Raw genomic sequence first — 24959 nt, 5'->3', positions numbered from 1 at the left:
GCGCGGCGCGCCCCACCCAGGCCCGTGCCCGGGCGGCGGGTTCGTCCCGGCTGCCGCGGAGTGCCGTGGCGGCTATCGCGGTGTGCCGTGCCAGCTGCTCCACAGGGCGGCGTAGGAACCGCCCGCGGCGACGAGCTCGTCGTGGGAGCCCAGCTCGCTGATCCGGCCGCCCTCGACCACCGCGACCCGGTCGGCGTCGTGCGCCGTGTGCAGGCGGTGCGCGATGGCGATCACCGTGCGGCCGTCGAGGACCGCGGCCAGTGACCGCTCCAGGTGCCGGGCCGCGCGCGGGTCGATCAGCGAGGTCGCCTCGTCGAGGACCAGGGTGTGCGGGTCGGCCAGGACCAGCCGGGCCAGCGCCAGCTGCTGGGCCTGGGCCGGCGAGACCTCCTCACCGCCGGAGCCGACGGCGGTGTCCAGGCCGCCCGGCAGGGCCGCGACCCAATCTCCGGCGTCCACCGCCGCGAGAGCCGCCCGGATCGCGTCGTCGTCCGCCTCCGGGCGGGCGATCAGCAGGTTGTCGCGGAGCGTGCCCCGGAACACGTGGTGCTCCTGGGTCACCAGCGCCACCTGGCCGCGCAGGTCGTCCAGGGGGAGCTCGACCAGCGGCGCCCCGCCGACCGTGACCTTCCCGGCACGCGGGCCGTGGATGCCCGCGAGCAGCCTGCCCAGCGTGGACTTGCCCGCGCCGGACGGGCCGACCACGGCCAGCCGCTCCCCCGGCCGGACCGCCAGGTCGATGCCGTGCAGCACGTCGCGACCCTCGCGGTAGGCGTAGCGCACCCCATCGGCCCGCAGCTCCCGGCCGTCCGGGGCGGCGGTGCCGGCCTCCCGGTCGTCCGGCACCTCGGAGACGCCCAGCAGGCGGGCCATGGAGGCCCCGCCGACCTGGAGCTCGTCGATCCACATGAGCAGCCGGTCGAGCGGGTCGATGAGCTGCTGCACGTAGATCACAGCCGAGGTGACCTGCGCGATCGAGGCCCAGCCCTCGATGTAGAACGCGCCGCCGGCGACCAGCGTGGCCACGATCGGGATCACGTAGCCGAACTCGACCGCCGGGAACCAGACCGTGCGCAGGCCGAGGGTGTAGCGCTCGGCCGCCCACGACCGGGCGATGTCGGCGTCGGTGCGCCGGTGGCGCCGCTCCTGCAGGCCCAGGGCCTCCACCGTGCGGGCGCCGTTGACCGTCTCGGCGAGGCCGTCGGTCATGTCCGCGTAGGCGGCGCTCTCCCGCAGGTAACCGTCCCGGGCGCGCCTGAGGTACCACCGGGTGGAGAACCAGAGCACCGGGGCGGCCAGCAGCGAGGGCAGCACCAGCAGCGGTCCCACCAGCACCAGCGCGCCGACCGTGACGGCGCAGGTGACCAGCGCGATCAGTGTCTCGGGTACGGCGTGCCGCACGGTCCGCGACAGCGAGTCCACGTCCCGGGAGGTCCGGGTGATGAGGTCGCCCGACCCGGCGCGCTCGACCGCCGAGAGCGGCAGCCCGAGCACCCGGCCGACGAACTCCTCGCGCAGCTCGGCCAGGACCTTCTCACCGAGCGCGGAGGAGGCGTAGACGGCGTATCTGACCAGCACGGCCTGGCCGACCAGGAAGCCTGCCACGGCCAGCGCCACTGCGGCGGGGGCGACCCCGGCGCCGTCGTGCACGTCCTGGACGAGCCCGCCCAGCAGCCACGGCACGGCCAGGCCGCAGGCGGCGGCCAGGCCGTGCAGGACCAGGGCCGCCGCCAGCGCCCGGGGGTGCTGCAGGGTGAGCCGGCGGGCGTAGGCGCGGACCTGCGCCCGGTCGGCGACCGGCAGGATCCGTCCGCCGTCCGGCTCGGCGGATCCTCCGGCCTGTCCGTCCGTTCGTTCACTCACGGCGGATCAGTCCTCCCCTCGGGTGACGGTGGCGGCGTAGGCGGGCGCGGTGGTCAGCAGCTCGCGGTGGGTGCCCTGGGCACGCGCGAGGCCGCCCTCGACGTAGATCACGTGGTCGGCGCGGTCGAGCACCAGCGGGCTGGTCGTGCAGACCAGTGTGGTCCTGCCCTGCCGGGCCTTGGCGAGCCGGTCGGCGATGCGGGCCTCGGTGTGCGCGTCGACGGCGCTGGTGGGCTCGACCAGGATGAGCACCTCCGGATCGGCCACCAGGGCCCGGGCGAGCCGGAGCCGCTGCTGCTGGCCGCCGGAGAACTCCCGGCCGGACTCGGCGACGGGCGCGTCCAGACCGCCGGGGAGCGCCTCGACGACGTCCTCGGCGCACGCGGCGTGCAGCGCCTCGGCCAGGACCTCGTCCGGGGCCGTGCCAGAGACGTCCAGCTCGTCGCGGAGCGTCCCGGCGAACAGCCGCGCGCCGTTGTCGGCCACCAGGATCCGGCGGCGCACCTCGGCGAGCGGCAGCGTGTCCAGCGGCACGTCGCCGAAGTCCACGTCGCCGCCGACGTAGCGGCCGAGCCGTTCCGCGACGGCGACGGCCTCCTCGGGCGTGGCCGCCGCAACGGCGGTGAGCGTGCCGGGGCGGACCGCGACCCCGGAGGCCACGTCGCGGAGCAGGCCGCCGTCCGAACGGGCGGCGCCGCCGGTCATCTCGGGCTCCAGGTTCAGTATCCGCACCACCCGGCGGGCGGACACGTGCCCCTTGGTCAGCTTGTCGGCCGCCTCGGTGAGGGTCCGCATCGGGGCGACGAGGAAGACCGCGTAGCCGTAGAAGGTGACGAGGTCACCGGGGGTGATCCGGCCCTCGATCGCGAAGGCCGCGCCGAGCCAGGTGACGGCGGCGATCAGCAGGCCGGGCAGCAGGATCTGCGCGCCCTCCAGCGCCGAGTCCACCGCGGCCACCCGGACGCCCGCGCGCCGTACCCTCTGCGACTCGGCGGCGTAGCGGTCGGCGAAGACCTGCTCGCCGCCGACGCCCCGCAGCACGCGCAGGCCGGCGACGATGTCGGTGGCCCGGGTGGACAGCTCGCCCTGCAGGTCGCGGTGGGCGTGCTGGCGGCGGTGCAGCGGCTTGAGCAGCGGCGCCACGGCGGCCGCCATCAGCGGGACGCCGACCAGCACCGTCAGGCCGAGCACCGGCGACATCCCGAACATGATGACGGTCACCGCGGCGACGGCGACGACTGCGCCGGTGCCGCGGAGCAGGATGTCGATCGCGTTGCCGATGTGGGCGATGTCGGAGTTGCCGACGCTGACCACCTCTCCGGTGGACATCCGCCTGGGCAGCGTCGCCCCCAGCCTGGTCGCCTGCCGGACGGTGACCTGGACGGTCCGGTAGGCGGCGCTCAGCCAGTTGTGGACGGCCATCCGGTGCCGCATGACCCCGGTGACCGCCTGTGCGGCGCCCAGGGCGAACGTCAGCGCCCCCCAGGTGAGCAGTCCGGGCAGGTCCCTGTCGGTGATGGCGTCGATGCCGTTGCCCACGAAGGCGGGGACCAGCGCCATCGTGAGCCACCACAGGACGGCGTAGGCGATGCCGACGGCGAGGGGACCGGCCTGGTTGCGGGCGATCCAGAGCAGGTAGCGGACCGGGCTTCGGGCGTCGGGGATGCCGGGATCAGCGGCGGGTAAGGAGCGCATGGCTCGTCCAGGCTGGCAAACTCCGCTCTGACCAGGCAAACCATTTTCCGTCCGCGCGGTGGCCCGTACGCGCGCCCGCGCCGCCCCCATCGGTCCGAAGGCCGGTCCGCGCACCCGTCCGGCGCCCGGCCGGCGCGACATCGACGTCAACGAGGGTTGACGAAAAGACGTCGTCAACCTACATTGACGTCATGAGCGATACGGCACAGCTGGCCTCCGACGCCGGCAGCCGCGACCCCGCCGTCGGCCTGCGGGCCGTGCGGGCGCTGCGGATGCTCGTCGACCGACTGGAGGCCCTCCAGGTGGAGAACGCGCGCGAGCAGGGCTGGTCCTGGCAGGAGATCGCCTACTGCCTGGAGGTCTCCAAGCAGGCGGTGCACAAGAAGTACGCGGGGGGCCGCGGTCTCCTCAGAAGGGAGAAGTAGGCATGTTCGAACGGTTCACCCAGGACGCCCGCCAGGCCGTCAAGCTCGCCCAGGAGAACGCCCGGCGGCTCAACCACCACTTCGTCGGCAGCGAGCACATCCTGCTGGGCCTGCTCGACCGGCCGGAGAGCGTCTCGGCCCGGCTGCTGATCCGGCACGGCCTGGACCACGAGCGGGCCTACCGGGCCGTCTTCGGCATGATCCCGCCGCACGCGGGCGACCGGATCGACGCCGACGCGCTGGAGGCGATCGGCATCGACCTGTCCGCCATCCGGGAGCGGGTCGAGGCCGCCTTCGGTCCGGGTGCCCTGGACCGGCCGCCGCAGCGCACCAACCGGGGCCGCCTGGTCAGCGGCCGGCACATCGCCTTCACCGCCCCGGCGAAGAAGGCCCTGGAGCTGTCCCTGCGCGAGGCCCTCGCCCTGAAGCACAGGCACATCTCCGACGGACACATCCTCCTGGGCGTCCTGCGCGCCGGTCCCGGCCCGGCCCACCGCGTCCTGTCCGGGGCGGACGTCGACCTGGAGACCCTGCGCCGGGAACTCGTCGCCGAGCTCGGCTGAGGACGGTCCCGGCCGGAGGGAGCGGGGCCCTCCCCGGGGCGAGGGCATCGCCGGCGGCCCCCGGGAGCCGTCGGCGGGGCCGACCCCGCCCCTCTCCCCTCGCAGCCCTCGCAGCCCTCGCAGCCCTCGCAGCCCTCGCAGCCCTCGCAGCCCTCGCAGCCCTCGCAGCCCTCGCAGCGGAGTCTCCGCTCACGCCGTGATGACGATCTTCGCCCTCGCGTGCTCCTCCTCGAGATAGCGCATGGCCTCGGGCGCCTCACTCAGCGGATACGTCCTGTCGACGGCCGGGACGACCTTCCCGGACTCGACGAGCTCCTTGAGGGCGGCCAGGCTCTCCGCGGTCGTCTTCGCCGCGAGCGGGCGCAGGCTCTGGCCCACGAACAGCGAGAGCGCGAGCGCGCCGACGACGTGGCCCATGGGGCCGATCCGGCGGCCGCCCTCGCCCGAGCACAGGACGAGCGTCCCGCGGGGGTCCAGCACGCTCCGCAGAGCCCGCAGCGAGCGGCTCCCCGCCACGTCCAGGACGAGGTCGTAGCGCCGCCCGCTCCGGGTGAAGTCCTCCGTCGCGTAGTCGACGACCCGGTCCGCGCCGAGTGAGCGGACCAGCTCGGCGTTCCTCGCACTGCACACGCCGGTCACCTCCGCCCCGAGCGCCTTGGCGATCTGCACGGCGAACGTGCCCACGCCGCCCGACGCGCCGTTGACCAGGACCCGCTGCCCCGGCCGCACCCCTCCCCGGTCGCGCAGGCCCTGCAGGGCGGTGCTCCCCGCCAGGGGCACCGCGGCCGCCTGCTCGAACGTCAGGTTCTCCGGTTTCAGTCCCAGCGCGCCCTCTCGGACGGAGACGTACTCGGCGAAGGCCCCGCCGGCCGTCTCGCCGAACACCTCGTCCCCGGGGCGCAGGTGCCTCACGTTCCGGCCGACCGCCTCGACCCGGCCGGCGAAATCCCGGCCCAGGATCCGCTGCTTCGGCTTGAACACGCCGTACCCCATGAGGCGGACCAGGGACGGCTCGCCTCTCATCAGCTTGCAGTCGGCGGAGTTGACGGCGGCCGCGCGGACCCGCACCAGCACCTCGCCGTCTCCGGCCTCCGGCCTGCCGATCTCCTCCAGGCGCAGGACGTCGGGGGAACCGTACCGGTCCCGGACGATCGCCCTCATCGTGGTCCTCCGGTCCGCCGCGGGCGTGGTCATGGCGCGTTCTCCGTTCCCCGTCATTCGACGGTCCGCAGGATCTGCTCGATCGACGCCGTCCGCGACCGCAGCTCGGACAGGTCCGCGGCGGAGCGCTGCTGGGCGTCGAGGGTGTTCTCGGAAAGCTGCTCGTAGCGGCGCACGAGCTGCCGCAGGTCCTCCTCGCGGGCCGCCAGCAGCTTCGTCTTACGGAGCTCCTGGAGGCTCGCCATCACGGCGATGAGGAGGATCACGGCCAGAAGCAGCACTCCGAGGACGAGGACCGTGCCGGGCCAGGTGGCCGTCTCGGCTGCACCGAGGTTCATCAGGACTGCTCCTTGCGGGCGGGACCCTTCTCCGGGTCCGATCTGGTCAGGGTCTCGGCCGCCTCGGCCAGCACCGAGGGGGTCAGGCGCAGGTCGAAGTCCGCGACCTCGTAGTACTTCATGGCCTTGCCGTCCTCCGACAGCTCGAGGGTGCCGACGATCAGGCCGGCGGCCTCCAGCCGCTGCAGGTGCATGTGGAGGAGCGGGCGGCTGACGCCGATCTCGCGGGCCAGGCGGCTCACGTAGTCGCGCCCGCCGGCCAGCCGCGCGACGATGCGCAGCCGCAGCGGATTGGCCAGCGCCGCCAGCATCGCGACCAGCTCGTCACCGGTCGGCCGTGCCGTCGTCATGGCGATCCTTCACATGTAAGAATTTTCTTATAGGTGAAACCATAGCATGCCACCCGGCCGGCGACAGTCTCGGCTGGGCCACCGAGCGTGCCGAGCACGCCAGGCAGCCGCGGCCGCCCGAGGTTTCGGAGCGTGCGCCCTCCGATGACCACCGCCGGGGGTTCGGGTAGGGCCGCCGCGTCGTCCGGTCCCCGGACATGACCGCGGCACCAGTCCGCATGGCCCGTCTCGCCTTCCGGCGACGCGCCCTCCAGGTGCCACGCCACCGGAACGGTGGCAGGATGCCGGGATGGAAATGATCTTGCATGCAGCGGGAGAGCTGTTGGGCACCGATCCGTCCCGCCCGGTCGATCTCGGAGGCAGCACGCGCAGCACCGTGCTGCGGTGCCGTACGGCCCTCGGCGGCAGCGTGGTCGTCAAGTCCTTCCGCGACGGGCCGGAGGGGCGGCGCGCCTTCGCCTCCGAGGCGGCGGGACTCTCGCTGGGGCTGGCCGGGCCCGAGTTGCTGGGCGTGGACGCCTCCGTGCCGCTGCTGGTGATGGCAGACCTCGGAAGCGCGCCGACACTGGCGGACGTGCTGCTCGGAGACGACCCGGAAGCCGCCGTCGAGGGTCTGCTGGCGTGGGCCCGCGGACTCGGGCGGCTCGCCGCCGGGTCGGTGCACCGCCGCGCCGATCTCGCGCGACTGCGAGCGCGATACGGCGGAGTCGGCGAGAACGGTGAGAACGCGGCGTCCGGGGATGAGGAGCGGTGGATCGCACAGAGGATCACCGCCCTGCTCGCGTTGCTGGCCGAGGCCGGGATCATGACGCCGGAAGGACTGGCCGAGGAGCTGGCGGAGATCGAGACAACGATCTGGGATGAATATCCCGTGTTCACTCCCGGCGACACCTGCCCGGACAACAACCTGATCACCCCGGAGGGCCTGCGGCTGATCGACTTCGAGGCCGCCTGCTTCCAGTCGGTCTTCCTGACGGCCGCGTACTGCAGGATGCCGTTCTCCACCTGCTGGTGCGCCTTCAGACTGCCGGCCGGAGTGGCGGAGAAGATCGAGCAGGCCTTCCGCCTGGAGGTCGTGGCGGCATATCCGGCGCTGGCTGAGGAGGCGGTGTGGCAGGCCGGGATACGGCGGGCGGTCGCGGCCTGGACGGTGAACACGACGGTGTGGCTGCTGCCGCGCACGGCGGAGGACGGGCCGCTGCACCGGACCCGCCGGCCGGTTCCGACGAGGAGGCAGCTTCTGCTGCACCGCTGGGAGGCGGCGAGCGCACTGGAGGAGTTCCCGGCGCTCACCCGGACGATGCGGCGGCTGCTGCGAGAGGTCACCGGAAACTGGGAGACGCCCCCGCTGCCGGGCTACCCCGCCTTCGAGACCCGCGGGATCCGCTGACCGGCCCGGATGCGTCCCCTCCGTACGGCCCGGGCGGGGACGGGGCTTCGCGAGAGACCCGTGCCTCCGCCCCGAGATCCCACGGGCCGCACCTCCCCACGAAGGTGCGGCCCGCGATGGTGCACGCCGTCTCCCGCGCCGGCCGCGCGAGCCGGACCGCTGCATCCGCGGTCCGCCCGCCGCGGTCGCCCGCTCGGAGGCCGGGTCACCGCCCGGCAGATCGGAGCATACGCCCCTCAGGTCACTTGGACGCCCTGAGGTAGTCCCGGTTCATCTGCGCGATGGTGTCCAGCGGGATGCCCTTCGGGCAGACCGCGGTGCACTCGCCGGTGTTGGTGCAGCCGCCGAAGCCCTCGGCGTCCATCTGCTCCACCATGGCCCTGGCGCGGGAGTCGCGCTCGGGCTGGCCCTGCGGGAGCAGGGACAGGTGGGTGATCTTCGCGGCGGTGAAGAGGGAGGCCGAGCCGTTCGGGCAGGCCGCGACGCAGGCGCCGCAGCCGATGCAGGTGGCCGCGTCGAACGCCGCGTCGGCGTCGACCTTCTTCACCGGGACGCTGTGCGCGTCCGGGGCAGATCCGGCGGGGACGGAGATGAAGCCGCCCGCCTGGATGATCCGGTCGAACGCCGAGCGGTCCACGACCAGGTCCTTCACCACCGGGAACGGCGCCGCGCGCCACGGCTCGATGGTGATGACCGCGTCGTCCTCGAAGTGCCGCATGTGCAGCTGGCAGGTGGTGGTGGCCACCTGCTCGCCGTGCGCGACACCGTTGATGACCATGCCGCACATGCCGCAGATGCCCTCGCGGCAGTCGTGGTCGAAGGCGATCGGGTCGTCGCCCTCCAGAATGAGCCGCTCGTTGAGCACGTCGAGCATCTCCAGGAAGGACATGTCCGGGGACACGTCCTCGACCCGGTAGGTGACCATACGGCCCTTGTCCTGCGGCCCCTTCTGGCGCCAGACCTTCAGGGTCAGATTCACTTGTAGCTCCGCTGGCTCATCTTGACGTACTCGTATTCCAGGGCTTCCTTGTGCAGGACCGGACCCTGCTCGCCGTACTCCCAGGCCGCGACGTAGGCGAAGTTCTCGTCGTCGCGCAGGGCCTCGCCGTCGGCGTCCTGCGACTCGGCCCGGAAGTGGCCGCCGCACGACTCGGTGCGGTGCAGGGCGTCGATGCACATCAGCTCGGCCAGGTCGAAGAAGTCGGCGACCCGGCCGGCCCGCTCCAGCGCCTGGTTGAGCTCGTCGGCGGTGCCGGACACCTTGACGTTCTGCCAGAACTCCTCGCGGAGCTCGGGGATCCGCTCCAGGGCCTTGCGCAGGGACTCCTCGGTGCGCTCCATGCCGCAGTAGTCCCACATGAGCTTGCCCAGCTCGCGGTGGTAGGAGTCGGCGGTGCGGGTGCCGTTCACCGAGAGCAGCCTCTCGATCTTGCTCTGCACCGCGGCCTCGGCCTCGGCCACGGCCCCGTCGTCGACCTCTCCGTAGGGGCCGTTCGCGAGGTAGTCGCCGATCGTGGTCGGCAGCACGAAGTAGCCGTCGGCCAGGCCCTGCATCAGCGCGGACGCGCCGAGGCGGTTGGCGCCGTGGTCGGAGAAGTTGGCCTCGCCGACCACGAACAGGCCGGGGATGGTGGACTGCAGGTCGTAGTCCACCCACAGGCCGCCCATCGTGTAGTGCACGGCGGGGTAGATGCGCATCGGCTGGCTGTACGGGTCCTCGCCGGTGATGCGCTCGTACATCTCGAACAGGTTGCCGTACTTCTTCTCCACGGCCTCGCGGCCGAGCCGCCGGATCGCGTCGGCGAAGTCGAGGTAGACGCCCAGCCCGCCGGGGCCGACGCCGCGGCCCTCGTCGCAGACGTTCTTGGCGGCCCGGGAGGCGATGTCACGCGGGACCAGGTTGCCGAACGCCGGGTAGATGCGCTCCAGGTAGTAGTCGCGCTCCTCCTCGGGGATCTCCGAGGCCGGGCGCGTGTCACCGGCCTTGACCGGCACCCAGACGCGGCCGTCGTTGCGCAGCGACTCCGACATCAGGGTCAGCTTGGACTGGTAGTCGCCGCTGACCGGGATGCAGGTCGGGTGGATCTGGGTGTAGCAGGGGTTGGCGAACATCGCGCCGCGCCGGTGCGCCCGCCAGATCGCGGTGGTGTTGCAGCCCTTGGCGTTGGTGGACAGGAAGAACACGTTGCCGTAGCCGCCGGTGGCGAGCACGACCGCGTCGGCGAGGTGCCGCTCGATCTCGCCGGTCACCATGTCGCGGACGATGACGCCGCGCGCCCGGCCGTCGCTGACGATCACGTCGAGCATCTCGTGGCGGGTGTTCATCTTCACGGTCCCGGCCGCGATCTGCCGCTCCAGCGCCTGGTAGGCGCCGAGCAGCAGCTGCTGGCCCGTCTGGCCGCGGGCGTAGAAGGTCCGGGAGACCTGGGCGCCGCCGAAGGACCGGGTGTCGAGCAGGCCGCCGTACTCGCGGGCGAACGGCACGCCCTGCGCCACGGCCTGGTCGATGATGTTCACGCTGACCTGGGCCAGGCGGTAGACGTTCGACTCGCGGGCGCGGAAGTCGCCGCCCTTGACGGTGTCGTAGAACAGCCGGTAGATCGAGTCGCCGTCACCGCGGTAGTTCTTGGCGGCGTTGATGCCGCCCTGCGCCGCGATCGAGTGCGCGCGCCGGGGCGAGTCCTGGTAGCAGAACGACGTGACGTTGTAGCCGAGCTCGCCGAGGGTCGCGGCGGCCGAGCCGCCGGCCAGGCCGGTGCCGACCACGATGACGTGCATCTTGCGCTTGTTGGCCGGGTTGACCAGCTTGGCGCTGAACTTCCGCTTCTCCCAGCGCTCCTCGATCGGACCGGCCGGGGCCTTGGTGTCGCGGATCGGCTCGCCCTCGGTGTAGTGCTTGTTCACTTGATGACTCCGATCATGACCGCGACGGGGACGGCGAGGAAGCCGAGGACCAGCACCGCGGAGATCGTGGCGGCCACGGCCTTCAGCGGACGGTAGCTGCGGCCGCTCGCCAGGCCGAGGGTCTGGAAGGCGCTCCACAGGCCGTGGCGCAGGTGCAGGCCGACCATGACGACGGCGACCGCGTAGAAGGCGGTGACCCACCAGCGCTCGGGGGCGAAGCCCTGCACCAGTCGCTCGTACGGCGTGCCGTCCCAGCCGGCCGGGTTGACCGTGCCGAACGTCAGGTCGAGCAGGTGGTAGACCACGAACAGCAGGATGATGACGCCGCCGTAGCGCATGGTGTGGACGGCGTAGCCGCCGGCCTGGGACTTGCGCTTGGCCGCGTACTTGACCGGCCGTGCCCTGCTCGCCCGCCGGGCCAGCGTGATCGCCGCCCACATGTGCAGGACGATCGCGACGGCGAGCCCGACCTCCACGATCGTCAGCGCCACCCGGTGGGGGAGCATCGGCTCGCCCATGGTGCGCAGGAAGGCGGCGTAATCGTTGAACGAATCGGCGCCGAAGAACGCCTTGAGGTTGCCGGCCATGTGGCCGACGAGGAAGAGCACGAGGGCGGCGCCCGTGACGGCCATCACGGCCTTCCTCCCGTTGGAGGAGCCGAGGAACCCGCCCTTCCTCTTGGCGGGCGCGGCTCGGGGAGGCGTCACAGGCTTCGCGGGGGCGCCCGCGGGGGGGTCGACCTGCGCGGTGGACGTTCCGCGCTCAATCATGGCAGTCACGATCCCGAAGCTAGGAAAAGGACTTTGGTCCCGTCCAAGTCATCGCGGATGTGGTTTCCATAGCCTGCGGCTATTGCTTCTGCGTCCCGGGAACTTGGGTCATGACACCGTGTCAGCAAGTGCGAGCAATCTCACAGTGCTCATGGCGACGCTGCGCGTCGCGGCTCGGGGGCCGGTAACCGCTGTTCTACCTCGCGGGCGGCCCCGCCCCGGATCGGGGGGCGGGGGATCCCTACGCTAGGGAAGCGTGCAGCTCCAGCAACTGGCCTATTTCGTGGCGGTCGCCGAGGCTCGGCACTTCACCCAGGCAGCCGAGCGGATGCGCGTCGCACAGCCGTCGCTGAGCAAGCAGATCAAGGCCCTGGAAGCCGAGCTCGGTGCGCCGCTGCTCAGCCGTGCCCGGGGCAACGTCACCCTCACCCCCGCGGGGGAGGCGCTGCTCCCGCTGGCCCGCCGAATGCTCGCCGACGCCGACACCGCCCGGCGCGAGATCGGCGAGCTGGCCGGGCTGCGCAGGGGGCGGGTGCGGATAGGCGCCACCCCGTCGCTCTGCGCCGGGCTGATGGCCGACGCCCTGGCCCGCTTCCACCGCGACTACCCCGGCATCGAACTGCTGGTGGAGGAGGGCGGCTCCCGCGACCTGGTCCGGGCCCTGGCGCGGGGGCAGCTCGACCTGGCGCTGATCATCATGCCGCTGCAGAGCGACGATCCCTCCCTCGTCACCGAGGAGATCCTGCGGGAGAACCTGGTGGTCGTCTCCCCGTCGATCGCTCCGCCGCGCAGGCCGTACCTGCGGATAGAGGACCTGCGCGGGCGTCCGATGGTGATGTTCCGGCGCGGCTACGACCTGCGGGAGGCCACGCTCAGCGCGTGCCGCCAGGCCGGGTTCGAGCCGCGCTTCGCGGTGGAGGGCGGGGAGATGGACGCCGTGCTCCGCTTCGTGGAGGCCGGCCTGGGCATCGCGCTCGTGCCCTCGATGGTCCTGGACGGCCGTCCGGGACTGACCGGGACCCCGCTGGCGCCGCCGGGGCTGCGCCGTACGATCGCCATCGCCCACCGCAAGGACGTCGAGCCCATCCGCGCCGCCCAGGCGTTCCGCGCCACGCTGCTGTTCTTCCTCGCCGAGGCCGCCCACGACGGCAGCCTCCCGCCGGGTGTCGAGTTGCTCGGCGAGGGTTCTTGACAAACCTTTAGTTCGATCACCCATCCGCATCATCGGGGCGGCAGCACTATTCTCATAGAGTTGACGGATTTTCCCCCGACCCCACGAAGAGGCGTTCGTGACCGCCCCTCCCGACGAAACACTCACGCTCCTCCTGATCGAGGACGACGCGGGTGACGCCTTCCTCGTGGAGGAGCTGCTCAACGAGGCGGAGAACCCCCCGAAGATCATCTGGGTGCGCAGCCTCTCCGAGAGCCTGGTGCGGCTGACCGACGAGGTCAGGTGCGTGCTGGTCGACCTCTCCCTGCCCGACGCGAACGGCCTGGAGGCGCTCCAGCAGGTGCTGGCGATGGCCCCGCACGCCGCCGTGCTCGTGCTGACCGGGCTCAACGACTCGCACGTCGGCGTGGAGGCGGTGTCCGCCGGGGCCCAGGACTTCCTCATCAAGCAGGACATCGACGCCCGCCTGCTGGTGCGCGCGGTCCGCTACGCGATGGAGCGCAAACGCGCCGACATGGCCCAGCGCAAGCTGGTCGAGGCCGAGCTCGTCACCAAGGAGAACTCCCGCCTGGAGCACGGCCTGCTGCCCGTCCCCCTGCTGGAACCCGGCACCCTCCACCACGAGTCGCGCTACCTTCCCGGCCGCCAGCGGACCCTGCTGGCCGGAGACTTCTGGGACACCGTGCAGAGCCCCGACGGCGCCGTGCACGTGGTGGTCGGCGACGTCTGCGGGCACGGCCCGGACGAGGCCGCGCTGGGGGTGGCGCTCCGGATCGCCTGGCGCACCCTGGTCCTGGCCGGGCACACCGGCAACGACGTGCTGCACACGCTCGACAAGGTCCTCCGGCTGGAACGCAAGTCCGCGGAGATCTTCACCACGCTCTGCACGATGACCGTCAGCCCGTCGCTGGACCACGCCCGCCTGCACGTCGTCGGCCACCCGCCGCCCGTGCTGATCCGCGACGGCGTGGTCGAGGTGACGCCGGGCACCCCCTCCGGGCCGCCGCTGGGCATCTTCCCGGACGTGGACTGGACCCCCATCGACGTGCCGCTCGGCCGGGAGTGGTCCGTCCTGCTCTACACCGACGGCCTGATCGAGGCCACCGTGGGAGGCGGCCCCGACCTGCTCGGGACCGAGGGCCTGCTGCGGCTCATCGCCGACCAGGGCGGCATCCACCTCGACCGGCTCATCGAGCGGGTGATCGAACTGAACGAGGAGGCGCTCACCGACGACCTGGCCACCGTGCTCATCGCCAAGGACGCGCGGAGCGCCTGACGGTGGAAGGTCCTCCCCGTCCGCTGCCCCCGCCCGTGGCGGACTCGGGGCGGCTGCCGCTGGGGAGGTGGTTCCTGATCGCCGGCTCGGCCGTCGCGCTGGCCTTCACGGTCGCCTCCGCGGTCGTCGTCGGCACGGTCGGGGCGACGAGTGAGGCCCGGTCGGCCCTGGTCGACGTCATCGACCCGGCGGCCCTGCGCGTGCTGGAGCTCTCCGAGGCGCTCACCGTCCAGGGCAGCGCGGTGCGCGCGTACGGCGCCACCGGCGACGAGCGGTACATGGAGGACTACCGGGACGCGGCCGCCGCGGAGTCCGCGTCGCTCGCCGCGCTCGAGGCCCTGCTCTCCCGGATGCCCGAGAGGGCGGCCGTGCGCGCCGAGCTCGACACGCTCAGGAGCGCCTCCGCGGCCTGGCGGCGGGACTACGGCGACAGGGTCGCGGCGGCCGGTCCGGCCGAACGCGCCGACCTGGCCGAGGAGGAGTACGCCAGGGTCGGCGGTGAGCGCTTCCGCGCGGTCCAGGCCGCGCTGACCGAGCTGCGCGGCCATCTCACCCGGCTGCACGGGACGGCGACCACCCGGCTGGTGCAGGGCTGGCAGACGCTCTACGCCGCCCTCGGCGGGATGGCGGCGATCCTGGTGCTGGCCGGGATCGGCTTCGCCCTCATCGTCCGGCACGCCGTGCTGCGGCCGGTGGCCGAGCTCACCGGCCAGGTCCGCGCGGTGGCCCACGGCGACTTCGAGCACGCGCTCAAGGTCGAGCGCCCCGCCGAACTGGCCGAGCTCTCCGGGCACGTGGACGCGATGCGCCGCAGGATCGTCGCCGAGTGGCGGCGGACCAGCGAGGCGCAGGACAAGCTCGAGGAGCAGGCCGACGAGCTGCGGCGCTCGAACGCCGAGCTGGAGCAGTTCGCCTACGTGGCCAGCCACGACCTGCAGGAACCGTTGCGCAAGATCGCCAGCTTCACCCAGATACTGGAGCAGCGCTACGGCGACCGGCTGGACGACCGGGCCAGGCAGTACATCGCCTTCGCGGTGGACGGCGCCAAGCGCATGCAGTCGCTGATCAGCGACCTGCTCGACTTCTCCAGGGTGGGCAGGGCCGGCGGCGACCTCGTCCCCCTCGACGTCGCCGTGCCCCTGGAGGACGCGCTGGAGAACCTCGCCTCGCAGATCGAGGAGGCCGGGGCCACGGTGACCCGGGACGACCTGCCCCGGGTGCTCGGCAACCGGGTCCAGCTCACCCAGCTCTTCCAGAACCTCGTCGGCAACGCGGTCAAGTTCCGCTCCCGGGAGGCGCCCCGGGTGCACATCGGGGTCCGCCGCGCCGGGGACGCGTGGGAGTTCTCCTGCTCCGACAACGGGATCGGCATCGAGGACAAGCACTCCGAGCGGATCTTCCTGATCTTCCAGCGCCTGCACGGCCGGGAGGCCTACTCCGGCACCGGCATCGGGCTCGCCCTCTGCAAGAAGATCGTGGAATACCACGGCGGGCGGATCTGGGTGGACAATGGTGAGCCGGACGACGGCAGCCCGGGCGAGGAGGGCGCGCCCGCCGGTCGCGGGACCACGTTCCGCTGGACCCTTCTTCCTGGAGACGCTGATGAATGAGATGCGCTGGATCGACGTGCTGCTGGTCGAGGACGACCCGGGCGACATCCTGCTGACCAAGGAGGCGTTCGAGCTCAACAAGGTCAGGAACAAACTGCACGTCGTCAACGACGGAGAGCAGGCCATGGCCTTCCTTCGCCGCGAGGAGGGCTACGAGGACGCGCCGCGGCCCGACCTGATCCTGCTCGACCTCAACCTGCCCCGCAAGGACGGCCGCGAGGTGCTCCAGGACATCAAGGGCGACGAGGAGCTGCGCCGCATCCCGGTGGTCGTGCTGACCACCTCCGAGGCGGAGGAGGACATCCTGCGCAGCTACAACCTGCACGCCAACGCCTACGTCTCCAAGCCCGTGGACTTCGAGCAGTTCATCAGCGTGGTCCGGCGGATCGACGACTTCTTCGTCACCGTGGTGAAGCTGCCCAGCCTCGACTGAGAGGCCCCCTCCGCCGTCAGATCCGAGTGACAGGAATCACACCTGGTCTGCGAAAATGTGAGTGATGCTTCTCACACAATCTCCGGGTCCCGTCGTAACGTATCCCCCACCAATATGCGCGCGCCCGGGTGAGCCGCCGCGGCGGCTCGGCGCGCGGCACAACTGAAACGACCCGGACCCCCTGCGAGCAGGGTCCGCGGGAGGTGGAGAGGTCACCGATGACCCAGACAGCGGCCGACAGCCCGGCCAGAAGGCAGCGCGCGCAGATCAAGGAGCGCACCCTACGCACCGACCAGTGGTGGCGCTATCCACTGGTCACCTTCATCATCTTCACGGCGTTCCTCGTCTACGCCACGTGGGCGATCTTCGATATGGACTACTTCGTCTCGCCGTACCACGCGCCGTTCGCGTCGCCGTGCCTGGCGACGAGCTGTCCCGAGGAGGCGCGCCTGTTCGGCCTCGCCCCGTTCGGCGACTGGTACACCTGGCCGCCGGGCATCCTCATCCTCGGCCTGCCCGCGGGGTTCCGCTTCACCTGCTACTACTACCGCAAGGCCTACTACCGGGGCTTCTGGCTCTCCCCGCCGGCCTGCGCCGTGGGCGAGCCGCACCGCAAGTACACCGGTGAGTCGCGCTTCCCGCTCATCCTGCAGAACGTGCACCGCTACTTCTTCTACGCGGCGATCGTGATCGGCCTGATCCTCGCCTACGACGCGGTGCTGGCGCTCGTCCACAAGCCGGGCGGGCTCGGCACGTGGATCCTGATCGCCAACGCGATCCTGATCAATCTCTACACGCTCTCGTGCCACTCCTGCCGCCACATCACGGCCGGCCGGCTGACCCACTTCTCCCGGCACCCCGTCCGCTACAAGGCGTGGACCGTCGTCTCCAAGCTCAACGCCAAGCACCAGGAGCTGGCCCTGGTCTCCATGTTCTCGGTCATGGGCGCCGACCTCTACGTACGGCTGGTCGCCAAGGGCATCATCTCCTTCCCGTTCGCATAAGGATCACCTGTGGAAATCGAGCGTCACGAATACGACGTCGTCGTCATCGGCGCCGGCGGGGCAGGGCTGCGGGCGGCCATCGAGGCCCGGCAGCAGGGCAAGCGCACCGCGATCGTCTGCAAGTCGCTGTTCGGCAAGGCGCACACCGTCATGGCGGAGGGCGGCGCGGCCGCGGCCATGGGCAACGTCAACAGCGACGACAACTGGATGGTGCACTTCCGCGACACCATGCGCGGCGGCAAGTTCCTCAACAACTGGCGGATGGCCGAGCTGCACGCCAAGGAGGCCCCGGACCGGGTCTGGGAGCTGGAGGCCTGGGGCGCGCTGTTCGACCGCACCAAGGACGGCAAGATCAGCCAGCGCAACTTCGGCGGCCACGAGTACCCCCGGCTGGCCCACGTGGGCGACCGTACCGGCCTGGAGATGATCCGCACGCTCCAGCAGCGGGTGGTCGCGCTCCAGCAGGAGGACGAGCGGCTGCACGGCGACGCCGAGGCGTACATCAAGGTCTTCGCCGAGTGCACGATCACCCGGCTGCTGAAGGACCACGGCCCCGCGCACGGCCCCGGCGGCGCGATCGCCGGCGCGTTCGGCTACTGGCGGGAGCACGGCAGGCTCATCCTGTTCGACGCCCCGGCGGTCGTGCTGGCCACCGGCGGCATCGGCAAGTCCTACGTGGTCACCTCCAACTCCTGGGAGTACACCGGGGACGGCCACGCGCTGGCGCTGCTGGCCGGGGCCAAGCTGATCAACATGGAGTTCATCCAGTTCCACCCCACCGGGATGGTCTGGCCGCCGTCGGTCCGCGGCATCCTCGTCACCGAGTCCGTCCGGGGCGACGGCGGCGTGCTGCGCAACTCCGAGGGCAGGCGCTTCATGTTCGACTACATCCCCGAGGTCTTCAAGGACAAGTACGCCACGACCGAGGAGGAGGGCGACCGCTGGTACACCGACCAGGCCAACAACCGGCGCCCTCCGGAGCTGCTCCCCCGCGATGAGGTGGCCCGGGCCATCAACGCCGAGGTGAAGGCCGGGCGCGGCTCGCCCCAGGGCGGCGTCTACCTCGACGTCTCCACCCGGCTCCCGGCCGCCGAGATCGTCCGGCGGCTGCCGTCGATGCACCACCAGTTCAAGGAGCTGGCGGACGTCGACATCACCGCCGAGCCGATGCAGGTCGGCCCGACCTGCCACTACATCATGGGCGGCGTCGAGGTCGACGCGGACACCGGCGCGGCCGCGGTCCCCGGCCTGTTCGCGGCGGGCGAGGTCTCCGGCGGCATGCACGGGTCCAACCGGCTCGGCGGCAACTCGCTCTCCGACCTGCTGGTCTTCGGTCGCCGCGCGGGCGCCGGAGCGGCCGCCTACGTCGACCGGCTGGCGGCCCGGCCGTCGGTCCCGGAGGAGTCGGTGGCCGCGGCCAGAGCCGAGGCGCTGGCCCCGCTGGAGCGCGCGGGTGAGAACCCGTACGAGGTCCACCAGGAGCTGCAGCGGACCATGAACGAGCTGGTCGGCATCATCCGCAACGCCGACGAGGTCACCGAGGCGCTGGAGGCCGTCAAGAAGCTCAGGGAGCGGGCGCAGAACGTCGGCGCGGCGGGCAACCGGATCTACAACCCCGGCTGGCACCTCGCCCTGGACCTGCGCAACATGCTGCTGGTGTCGGAGTGCGTGGCCAGGGCGGCCCTGCTGCGCGAGGAGAGCCGCGGCGGTCACACCCGCGACGACTTCCCGGGCATGTCGGCCGAGTGGCGCCGCAAGCTGCTGGTCTGCGCCGCGTCCCCCGACGGCTCGGAGGTCACGGTCGAGGAGAAGGTCCAGCCCGCGATGCGGGGCGACCTGATCACCCTCTTCGACCGGGCCGAGCTGGAGAAGTACATCACCCCAGAGGAACTGGCCGACTTCGACGCGCTGGTGAGGGAGTAGAGCCGTGAGCTACAAGGCGAAGTTCCGCGTCTGGCGGGGCGAGGGCGGCGAGGGCAGGCTGGAGGACTTCACCGTCGAGGTGAACGAGGGCGAGGTCGTCCTCGACATCATCCACCGGCTCCAGGCCACCCAGGCCCCCGACCTGGCCGTCCGGTGGAACTGCAAGGCCGGCAAGTGCGGGTCCTGCTCGATGGAGATCAACGGCAAGCCCCGGCTCGGCTGCATGACCCGGATGTCCACCTTCACCGAGGACGAGACCATCACGGTGACGCCCATGCGGACGTTCCCCGTGATCAAGGATCTGGTCACGGACGTGTCGTTCAACTACACCAAGGCGCGGGAGATCCCGTCCTTCACCCCGCCGGCCGACGTGAAGCCGGGCGAATACCGCATGCAGCAGATCGACGTCGAGCGGAGCCAGGAGTTCCGCAAGTGCATCGAGTGCTTCATGTGCAACAACGTCTGCCACGTGATCCGCGACCACGAGGAGAACAAGCCCGGTTTCGCCGGTCCGCGCTTCCTGATGCGGATCGCCGAGCTGGACATGCACCCCTACGACGTGGTCGACCGCAAGGACTCCGCGCAGGAGGAGCACGGTCTCGGCTACTGCAACATCACCAAGTGCTGCACCGAGGTCTGCCCCGAGCACATCAAGATCACGGACAACGCGCTGATCCCGATGAAGGAGCGCGTCGTCGACCGCAAGTACGACCCGCTGGTCTGGCTGGGCAACAAGATCTTCAAGCGTTCCGGCCCGAAGAGCTAGCCCTCCCCGCGGTCCTTCCGACGGCCGGTCACGCCCGCGTGACCGGCCGTTCGCGTGTCACCCGACTGCTCCGCACCCGGCCGCACCCGAACCGCTCCGGGTCGGCCGCCACCGCACCCCGCCGCTCCGGGCCGCGGCGGAAGAGCCCGCGCTTCTTCCTCGTCTCCTGACCCGGCAGGGGATGGACGGCCGTGGCCGCGCTACTTCGGGCCGCGGCGGAAGAGCCCGCGCTTCCTCTTCGTCTCCTGACCCGGCAGGGGGTAGACGGCCGTGGCCGCGGGGCCGGTGGGCGGGGACGGGTCACCGCCGGTCCCTCCCGGGGACCGGTCCCCGGGAGGAGGCGGGTCCTGCGGGAACCGGTCGCCGCCCTGCAGCGCCGGATCCTGCGGGAACCGGTCCTGGGGGAACCGGTCCTGGGACGACGGATCGGGGAGGGCCGGGTCCCGCGGGAACGGATCACCGTACGGCGGGAGCGGCCCCGGCTGGGAGAGGCCCTGCTGGAACGGGCCCTGCTGCAACGGACCCTGCGGGAGCGGGCCCGGCGCGGTCGGCGCGGCCGGATCTGCGGAGAGCGGGCCGCCAAGACCGGGTCCTCCCGGGAACGAGCCGGACTCCTGCGCGAGCGGTCCGCCGTGGGACTCACCGTAGGGCTCGGGCGCGGTCGGCGGCGCCTGCTCCCGGAACGTCGGTCCAGGCGCCTCCGGCCCGTGCGGGCCCTGCTCGAACGGACCGTGCTCGAACGGGCCCTGCTCGAACGGGTGCGGGTGCTGCTCGGACGGACCGTGGTGATGCTGCTCGAAGGCGCCGTACGGGTACTGCTCGAAGCCCGGCGGGGGCATGTGCGCGGTCGCCGGGTCGTAGGGCTGGCCGGCCGGGTAGGCCTCGGGGTGGACCTGCGGATACATCTGCATCGGGACGAAGCTGATGATCGGGGCGTAGGCCGTGCCCCCCTGGTGGCTCCCGTACGGCAGTCCCGGGGCGGAGGCGTACGCAGGGCCCGCGGGGTAGCCGCGGGGACCGGCCCGGCGGACGGCGGCGGCATGCGCCAGGCGGCGCAGCCTCCCCTCGAAGATCAGGACGCCGAACAACACGAGCAGCACCAGGATCAGCGCCGGGATGCCGAGCTGCTGGCTCAGCGCGGCCGGACTGCTGCCGGAGGTCGCGTTGCGGATCTCGTACGGCACCGTCGCCGGGTCGGGTTCGGCGAACGTGCTGGTGCTCGGCTCGGGCGACGCGGTCGGCAGCGTCTCCGCCGGGCTCGGCTCGGCGGTGGGGAACTGCGGCTCCGTCTCCTCGATCTCGGGGGTCGAGGTCACCGGCGGCTCGACGGGGGTCGAGGGCGGCGGCTGGACCGTCTGCTGGGCGGTCTGCGTCGGGGCCGGCGGCGGAGCCGCGGTGGTCGTGGTCGCAGCGGCCGTCTTGGACGGCTTCTTCGGCGGCGCGGTCACCGTGGCGGTGACCGTCACCTGTCCCGGTGTGCTGGCGGAGGGCTTGGGCGCGGTCCCGTCGGGGTTGGCGGTCACCGTGACCGTGACGACCGGCGCGGGCTCCTCGGGCACCTCGGGCTGGTCCTGGCACTCGGCCGCGGGGTCGACGTCGCACCCCGGGATCTGCGTGGGCTCCGCGAGGACCGTCCTGGCGGCCGCGGAGGCCTGACCGGCCCCGGCGAGCGAGGCGGCGGCGGTCACGATCACGCCGGTCAGCCCCAGGGACACGAGCACGGCCGAGACGGCTGCCGTGCGGTGAGATCTCGTCACCGGCTGCCTCCGTGCGATTCCCGAATGACTCAGTCAAGAAAATACCAGCCGGGTAAAATTATCAGCAAAGCCGCTCTTCTTGCATCGCCCGAATGGCACGTTTTTGCTGCACTTTCGCCTGCAGCCAGAGCAGGCAGAGGAGCCCACCTATCGCGACCCCCGTGGCGGGCAGGCCCCGCACCTCCACCAGCGGTTCCGCCTCTCCGGCGATCTCGATCTCCCGGCTCCGGCCGCTCACCTCCAGGGGCAGCGGCGCGCCGCCCTGCGGCTGGGCCGCAGCCGGGGAGGGCACGGCCGTCGGCATCCGGATCTCGGGGGTGGGCCATGCCGTGGGCGGCTGCACCGTCGGGACCGGCCACGCCCACGCCGGGGCCGGCCAGACCCACGCCGGGGCCGGGGCCAGGGTCGGCGCAGGCACGGGCACGGGCACGGTGGTCGCCAAGCCGGTGTCCGCGGCGACTCCCCCGGTCCCCTCGGCGGCCGGGACCTCCTGCGCCGCCGTATCCGCACCGGTCTCCGCCCTCGGCCGCTTCAGCGCCGCACCGCCCCTGCCGGGACGACGCGGACGCACCGCCCCCGGCACCCCCTCCACACCCTGGAAGTCGTAGAAGACCTCGTACGGCTCCGCGTCGGACGTCTCCTCCGCCTCCCCCGGGACGGGGAGCAGGTCCTCGGGCCCGCATTCGCACGGCTGCCCGCCGTCCGCCTCCGGCGGCGCGGACAGCGGGGCGGGCTCCGGGACGGGCGGGAGCACAGCACCGGCGGGGACCGGGAAGGTGAGATGCCCCGGAGCCGGGACGGGCATCATCTCCTCCCCGACGTCCTCCTGGAGGACTCCCGGAGTCCTGGACGGAGTCCGGTCCGGAAGCGGCACGGGGCGGGACGGCTTGGGGGACGGCTTGCCGGGCAGTCTGGTGGGCGTCCTGAACGGGACGGGCGGAACCGGCTCGATGGGCGGCACCGGAGGGACGGGCACCAGGGACGGGACGGGCAGGGCCGCTCCGACCAGGTCGATCGGGGGAACGACGGGCTCCGGCTCGACCGCGCGACCCGCCGGCCAGCCGGCCGGCAGGAGCGCCCCCGTCCCCAGAGCCGACACCATCGCCGCGTACTTCCACCATCTTCTGCACAGTACGGTCACCGCGCGTCTCCGATCCCCCGATGTGAACGCATGACGACAACACGCTCTGTAGCAGTTATGTCACGATCGGCTACCGTTCAATCCCGCCGAGCAGTGCCCGCACGGCTCGTACGATCGGCAGGTCCGCGGGCAGCCAGGCGACCTCGTCCAGTTCGTCGAGGGCGAGCCAGCGGAGCTCCCGGTGCTCCTTAGCCTCCGGCTCCCCCTCCACCACCGACGCCAGCCAGACCCGCAGCACGCGGTCTCCGCCCAGCGGCCAGTCACCGCCGACCGCCTCCCCCACCTCGATCAGGACGCCGAGTTCCTCACGGCACTCCCGGACCAGCGCCGTGCGGTCGTCCTCCCCCGGATCGACCTTCCCGCCGGGGAACTCCCAGCCCCCTGCCAGTTCCGGCGGCTGGGCGCGCTGCGCGGCGAGCAGCCGGCCCGCCCCGTCGACGATGGCCGCTCCCACGACGACTCTTCTCATGGGCCCTGATTCTGCTGCATCTGTGTTGATGGCTGTATTGATGGCGACGCTGCGCGTCGCGGCTCGGGGGCCGGTAACCGCCGTCTTCCCTCATCACGTGCTCGCTTCGCTGCGCGCGCTCCTCAGTCCAGACGACGGAGCCCCCTCGCGGGTCGATGGCGACGCTGCGCGTCGCGGCTCGGAGGCCCTCAGCCCTGGGCCTTCAGCCTGAGCTGCTCCTGGACCGCGGGGTTCTGCAGGGGCCGGGTGAAGCCGACGATGCCCGCCCGCCCGCGGTAGGAGGTGACCTTGATCGGGCCGCACAGGCGGCACCGGGCCTCGATCATCTTGCCGGGCGAGACCACCATGCCGACGTGCCCGGGCCGGTCCGGGCCGGTGCCGGGGCCGGAGTTGAAGAAGACCAGGTCGCCCGCCTGCTCCTCGCCCTCGGAGACCTCCACGCCGAACGGCCACTGGCCGAACGTGGTGCGCGGGATGGACAGGCCCGCACTCCGGTAGGCCATGTAGACGATCCCCGAGCAGTCGAACGCGTCCGGCCCGGTGCCGCCCCACAGGTACGGCTTGCCCCGCTGGGCCAGGGCGTACTCGAGGATCTGCGCGACCACGTCGTCCGGAGCCGCCTCGACCAGCGGTTCGTCGCAGGCCGGTTCGGCCTCGGGCGGGACGCTGACCGCGCCGTCCTCGGCGTACTTCCCGGCGATCTCCATGACCTGGTCGACGTACCACCAGGCCCGGTTGTAGACGAACAGCGAGCGCCGCACGTTCTCCGGCGCGCCGTTGCGCTTGAGCATCTTGGCCGCGCCAAGGATGGCGTCGGCCGGGTTGTAGACGTCGGCCCAGCCGTCGCCGTCGCCGTCGGAGGCGTAACCGTTGAACTCCGACGGGATCTTGATCTTCACTTTCCCGCCCCAGGTGCTGATCAGGAACTGCATCGGCCCGGCGGCCCCGGCGCTGTTGGTGCCGCTGCGCACGCCCGGGAGCACGGAGCGGCCGTGGTCGGTCTCGCGCTTGCCGACCCCGGCGAGCACGTTCCACTGCACGCCGACCTTCTCACCGTGCTCGCGGTAGAGCTCCAGGTACTCCGGCGGGATGTCGGACACCGCCGTCTCCGACTCGCCGTCCGCCCGGCCCGCGGTCTCCTCGCAGTCGGGCAGCCCGCCGCCGGTGAACGACGGGAAGGTGCTCACCATCATCATCGGAGCCATGATCAGCCCGACCAGGCAGAGTCCCACCACGGCGAGGACCGCCCCGATCCGGACCTTTCTGCCGTCGTCGTTCATCCGCCGGTCCCGGAGGGCCGCTCGTCCCCCTCCTGGCCCTCGTCGGCGGGCTGCAGGTCGTGGACCCGCCAGTCGGCGCCGACGGGGACGAGCGTGACGGCGTACTCGTCGACGCGCTCCTTCTCGCCGCTCTTCGCGGTGATCCGCTCGGTGCAGGCGACCACGAACACCACCGAGGAGTCCTGGACCTGCCGGATCTGGCGCACCTTCGCCGAAGCGGTGGAGACCACCTCGTCGGCGCGGTTCGCCTCGACGAACCCCGGTGACGTGCGGGCCCGCACCAGGACCTCGGCGAACTCCGTCGTGGCGTAACCCCTCAGCCGGTCCCCGTAGGCCGCCGGGTCCTCGTCATGGGCGTAGGTGCCGTAATCGGCCGTGAACCGCTCGGCGTAGTCGGCGGCCGCAGCCAGCTCCTGCTTGGTCATCGGCAGGTAGGAGTAGACGTCGAACGGTGCGTCGCTGGCCGTCGCCGCCGGGCGCGGCGACTCGGCGTCCACCTGCCGCCCCGCCCCCGGCTCCGTCCCGGTACGGCTGACGCCCACCGGGCCGACCTGCGTCTGCTCGCCGCCCGTCCCGCTCTCCCACATGGTCAGGTAGATCCCGACCGCGGCCAGGAGCCCGACGAGGACCGCGAAGACGACCCCTCTGCGGCCACCGATCTCGGCCATCG

The 24959-nt window shown here is 72.0% G+C and carries 23 protein-coding genes; 10 read left to right on the top strand and 13 right to left on the bottom strand.

Going from position 1 to position 24959, the window contains the following annotated elements; all coding sequences use genetic code 11:
• Window positions 1-72 precede the first annotated feature (72 nt).
• Together IEZ07_RS14940 and IEZ07_RS14935 are read right to left on the bottom strand one after the other, a co-directional pair.
• The gene (locus tag IEZ07_RS14940; RefSeq protein WP_239319989.1) at window positions 73-1863 is read right to left on the bottom strand and encodes an ABC transporter ATP-binding protein; all 1791 of its coding nucleotides are present in this window, start codon (window positions 1861-1863) and stop codon (window positions 73-75) included.
• Between the two features lie 6 nt (window positions 1864-1869).
• Window positions 1870-3558, bottom strand: coding sequence for an ABC transporter ATP-binding protein (locus tag IEZ07_RS14935; RefSeq protein WP_191895302.1), 1689 nt, complete (start codon window positions 3556-3558; stop codon window positions 1870-1872).
• A gap of 191 nt (window positions 3559-3749) precedes the next feature.
• On the opposite strand from IEZ07_RS14935, the gene IEZ07_RS14930 reads away from it, so the two are divergent.
• A complete protein-coding gene (locus IEZ07_RS14930) occupies window positions 3750-3983 on the top strand; it encodes an RNA polymerase subunit sigma-70 (RefSeq protein ID WP_068901296.1) in 234 nt (77 codons plus the stop codon).
• Between the two features lie 2 nt (window positions 3984-3985).
• Complete coding sequence (locus IEZ07_RS14925; RefSeq protein ID WP_191895301.1) at window positions 3986-4546, top strand: Clp protease N-terminal domain-containing protein; 561 nt, start codon at window positions 3986-3988, stop codon at window positions 4544-4546.
• A gap of 189 nt (window positions 4547-4735) precedes the next feature.
• Here the strand turns inward: IEZ07_RS14925 and IEZ07_RS14920 are convergent, their stop codons facing one another.
• Genes IEZ07_RS14920 through IEZ07_RS14910 form a run of 3 tightly spaced genes read right to left on the bottom strand, consistent with a single transcriptional unit; the run spans window position 4736 to window position 6395 of the window.
• Window positions 4736-5740: an NAD(P)-dependent alcohol dehydrogenase gene (locus IEZ07_RS14920; RefSeq protein ID WP_239319991.1), complete on the bottom strand. Its 1005-nt coding sequence runs from the start codon at window positions 5738-5740 to the stop codon at window positions 4736-4738.
• 20 nt (window positions 5741-5760) lie between these two features.
• Window positions 5761-6045 carry a hypothetical protein gene (locus IEZ07_RS14915; RefSeq protein ID WP_191895300.1) on the bottom strand — a complete coding sequence of 95 codons (285 nt, stop codon included), beginning with the start codon at window positions 6043-6045 and terminating at the stop codon, window positions 5761-5763.
• Window positions 6045-6395 (bottom strand): ArsR/SmtB family transcription factor, encoded by a 351-nt coding sequence (locus tag IEZ07_RS14910; protein ID WP_191895299.1) that lies wholly within the window; start codon window positions 6393-6395, stop codon window positions 6045-6047. The genes IEZ07_RS14915 and IEZ07_RS14910 overlap by 1 nt, the downstream gene beginning before the upstream one ends.
• Before the next feature lie 295 nt (window positions 6396-6690).
• On the opposite strand from IEZ07_RS14910, the gene IEZ07_RS14905 reads away from it, so the two are divergent.
• Window positions 6691-7785 carry a hypothetical protein gene (locus tag IEZ07_RS14905; RefSeq protein WP_204054380.1) on the top strand — a complete coding sequence of 365 codons (1095 nt, stop codon included), beginning with the start codon at window positions 6691-6693 and terminating at the stop codon, window positions 7783-7785.
• Between the two features lie 241 nt (window positions 7786-8026).
• Here IEZ07_RS14905 and IEZ07_RS14900 read toward each other — a convergent pair whose 3' ends face one another.
• From IEZ07_RS14900 to IEZ07_RS14890, 3 genes are read right to left on the bottom strand one after another with little or no spacing between them, the layout of a single operon-like run.
• Window positions 8027-8764: a succinate dehydrogenase/fumarate reductase iron-sulfur subunit gene (locus tag IEZ07_RS14900; protein WP_068901278.1), complete on the bottom strand. Its 738-nt coding sequence runs from the start codon at window positions 8762-8764 to the stop codon at window positions 8027-8029.
• Window positions 8761-10689 (bottom strand): fumarate reductase/succinate dehydrogenase flavoprotein subunit, encoded by a 1929-nt coding sequence (locus IEZ07_RS14895; RefSeq protein WP_191895297.1) that lies wholly within the window; start codon window positions 10687-10689, stop codon window positions 8761-8763. The genes IEZ07_RS14900 and IEZ07_RS14895 overlap by 4 nt, the downstream gene beginning before the upstream one ends.
• Complete coding sequence (locus IEZ07_RS14890) at window positions 10686-11468, bottom strand: succinate dehydrogenase cytochrome b subunit (protein ID WP_239319992.1); 783 nt, start codon at window positions 11466-11468, stop codon at window positions 10686-10688. Before IEZ07_RS14890 ends, IEZ07_RS14895 begins: the two co-directional genes overlap by 4 nt.
• Window positions 11469-11715: 247 nt before the next feature.
• Here IEZ07_RS14890 and IEZ07_RS14885 point away from each other — a divergent pair, with 247 nt between their 5' ends.
• The 7 genes from IEZ07_RS14885 (at window position 11716) to IEZ07_RS14855 (ending at window position 19642) form a co-directional block, all read left to right on the top strand.
• Window positions 11716-12651 (top strand): LysR family transcriptional regulator, encoded by a 936-nt coding sequence (locus tag IEZ07_RS14885; protein WP_191895296.1) that lies wholly within the window; start codon window positions 11716-11718, stop codon window positions 12649-12651.
• A gap of 97 nt (window positions 12652-12748) precedes the next feature.
• On the top strand, window positions 12749-13906 hold the full coding sequence (locus IEZ07_RS14880) for a PP2C family protein-serine/threonine phosphatase (RefSeq protein WP_239319993.1): 1158 nt from the start codon (window positions 12749-12751) through the stop codon (window positions 13904-13906).
• A 2-nt stretch (window positions 13907-13908) separates the two neighbouring features.
• Complete coding sequence (locus tag IEZ07_RS14875; protein WP_191895295.1) at window positions 13909-15516, top strand: sensor histidine kinase; 1608 nt, start codon at window positions 13909-13911, stop codon at window positions 15514-15516.
• Complete coding sequence (locus IEZ07_RS14870; protein WP_191895294.1) at window positions 15509-15949, top strand: response regulator; 441 nt, start codon at window positions 15509-15511, stop codon at window positions 15947-15949. The genes IEZ07_RS14875 and IEZ07_RS14870 overlap by 8 nt, the downstream gene beginning before the upstream one ends.
• Window positions 15950-16167: 218 nt before the next feature.
• On the top strand, window positions 16168-16953 hold the full coding sequence (gene sdhC, locus IEZ07_RS14865) for a succinate dehydrogenase subunit SdhC (protein ID WP_068901266.1): 786 nt from the start codon (window positions 16168-16170) through the stop codon (window positions 16951-16953).
• Window positions 16954-16962: 9 nt separating this feature from the next.
• A complete protein-coding gene (locus IEZ07_RS14860) occupies window positions 16963-18876 on the top strand; it encodes a fumarate reductase/succinate dehydrogenase flavoprotein subunit (protein ID WP_191895293.1) in 1914 nt (637 codons plus the stop codon).
• Between the two features lie 4 nt (window positions 18877-18880).
• Complete coding sequence (locus tag IEZ07_RS14855) at window positions 18881-19642, top strand: succinate dehydrogenase/fumarate reductase iron-sulfur subunit (protein WP_068901264.1); 762 nt, start codon at window positions 18881-18883, stop codon at window positions 19640-19642.
• A 200-nt stretch (window positions 19643-19842) separates the two neighbouring features.
• On the opposite strand, the gene IEZ07_RS14850 is transcribed toward IEZ07_RS14855, so the two are convergent.
• From IEZ07_RS14850 to IEZ07_RS14830, 5 genes are all read right to left on the bottom strand, one after another.
• Window positions 19843-21399, bottom strand: a complete 1557-nt coding sequence (locus tag IEZ07_RS14850) for a hypothetical protein (protein WP_191895292.1) — start codon at window positions 21397-21399, stop codon at window positions 19843-19845.
• Window positions 21400-21460: 61 nt separating this feature from the next.
• Complete coding sequence (locus IEZ07_RS14845) at window positions 21461-22540, bottom strand: hypothetical protein (protein ID WP_191895291.1); 1080 nt, start codon at window positions 22538-22540, stop codon at window positions 21461-21463.
• A gap of 70 nt (window positions 22541-22610) precedes the next feature.
• Window positions 22611-23009 carry a (deoxy)nucleoside triphosphate pyrophosphohydrolase gene (locus IEZ07_RS14840; protein WP_068901260.1) on the bottom strand — a complete coding sequence of 133 codons (399 nt, stop codon included), beginning with the start codon at window positions 23007-23009 and terminating at the stop codon, window positions 22611-22613.
• Window positions 23010-23197: 188 nt separating this feature from the next.
• On the bottom strand, window positions 23198-24289 hold the full coding sequence (locus tag IEZ07_RS14835) for a C40 family peptidase (protein WP_191895290.1): 1092 nt from the start codon (window positions 24287-24289) through the stop codon (window positions 23198-23200).
• Window positions 24286-24957: a hypothetical protein gene (locus IEZ07_RS14830; protein WP_191895289.1), complete on the bottom strand. Its 672-nt coding sequence runs from the start codon at window positions 24955-24957 to the stop codon at window positions 24286-24288. Before IEZ07_RS14830 ends, IEZ07_RS14835 begins: the two co-directional genes overlap by 4 nt.
• Between the last annotated feature and the right edge of the window lie 2 nt (window positions 24958-24959).

Origin of the sequence: Planomonospora parontospora, assembly GCA_014647935.1 — a bacterium.
GTDB classification, from domain to species: Bacteria; Actinomycetota; Actinomycetes; order Streptosporangiales; family Streptosporangiaceae; genus Planomonospora; species Planomonospora parontospora.
The sequence above is the reverse complement of the archived record's forward strand: the minus strand, read 5'-3'. Positions and strand labels throughout refer to the sequence as shown.

Coding starts and splice junctions, on each gene's coding strand:
- IEZ07_RS14835 (WP_191895290.1), bottom strand. CDS start 24,289: ATGAACGACGACGGCAGAAAGGTCCGGATCGGGGCGGTCCTCGCCGTG.
- IEZ07_RS14915 (WP_191895300.1), bottom strand. CDS start 6,045: ATGAACCTCGGTGCAGCCGAGACGGCCACCTGGCCCGGCACGGTCCTC.
- IEZ07_RS14920 (WP_239319991.1), bottom strand. CDS start 5,740: ATGACCACGCCCGCGGCGGACCGGAGGACCACGATGAGGGCGATCGTC.
- IEZ07_RS14830 (WP_191895289.1), bottom strand. CDS start 24,957: ATGGCCGAGATCGGTGGCCGCAGAGGGGTCGTCTTCGCGGTCCTCGTC.
- IEZ07_RS14925 (WP_191895301.1), top strand. CDS start 3,986: ATGTTCGAACGGTTCACCCAGGACGCCCGCCAGGCCGTCAAGCTCGCC.
- IEZ07_RS14935 (WP_191895302.1), bottom strand. CDS start 3,558: ATGCGCTCCTTACCCGCCGCTGATCCCGGCATCCCCGACGCCCGAAGC.
- IEZ07_RS14840 (WP_068901260.1), bottom strand. CDS start 23,009: ATGAGAAGAGTCGTCGTGGGAGCGGCCATCGTCGACGGGGCGGGCCGG.
- sdhC (WP_068901266.1), top strand. CDS start 16,168: ATGACCCAGACAGCGGCCGACAGCCCGGCCAGAAGGCAGCGCGCGCAG.
- IEZ07_RS14870 (WP_191895294.1), top strand. CDS start 15,509: ATGAATGAGATGCGCTGGATCGACGTGCTGCTGGTCGAGGACGACCCG.
- IEZ07_RS14930 (WP_068901296.1), top strand. CDS start 3,750: ATGAGCGATACGGCACAGCTGGCCTCCGACGCCGGCAGCCGCGACCCC.
- IEZ07_RS14905 (WP_204054380.1), top strand. CDS start 6,691: ATGATCTTGCATGCAGCGGGAGAGCTGTTGGGCACCGATCCGTCCCGC.
- IEZ07_RS14910 (WP_191895299.1), bottom strand. CDS start 6,395: ATGACGACGGCACGGCCGACCGGTGACGAGCTGGTCGCGATGCTGGCG.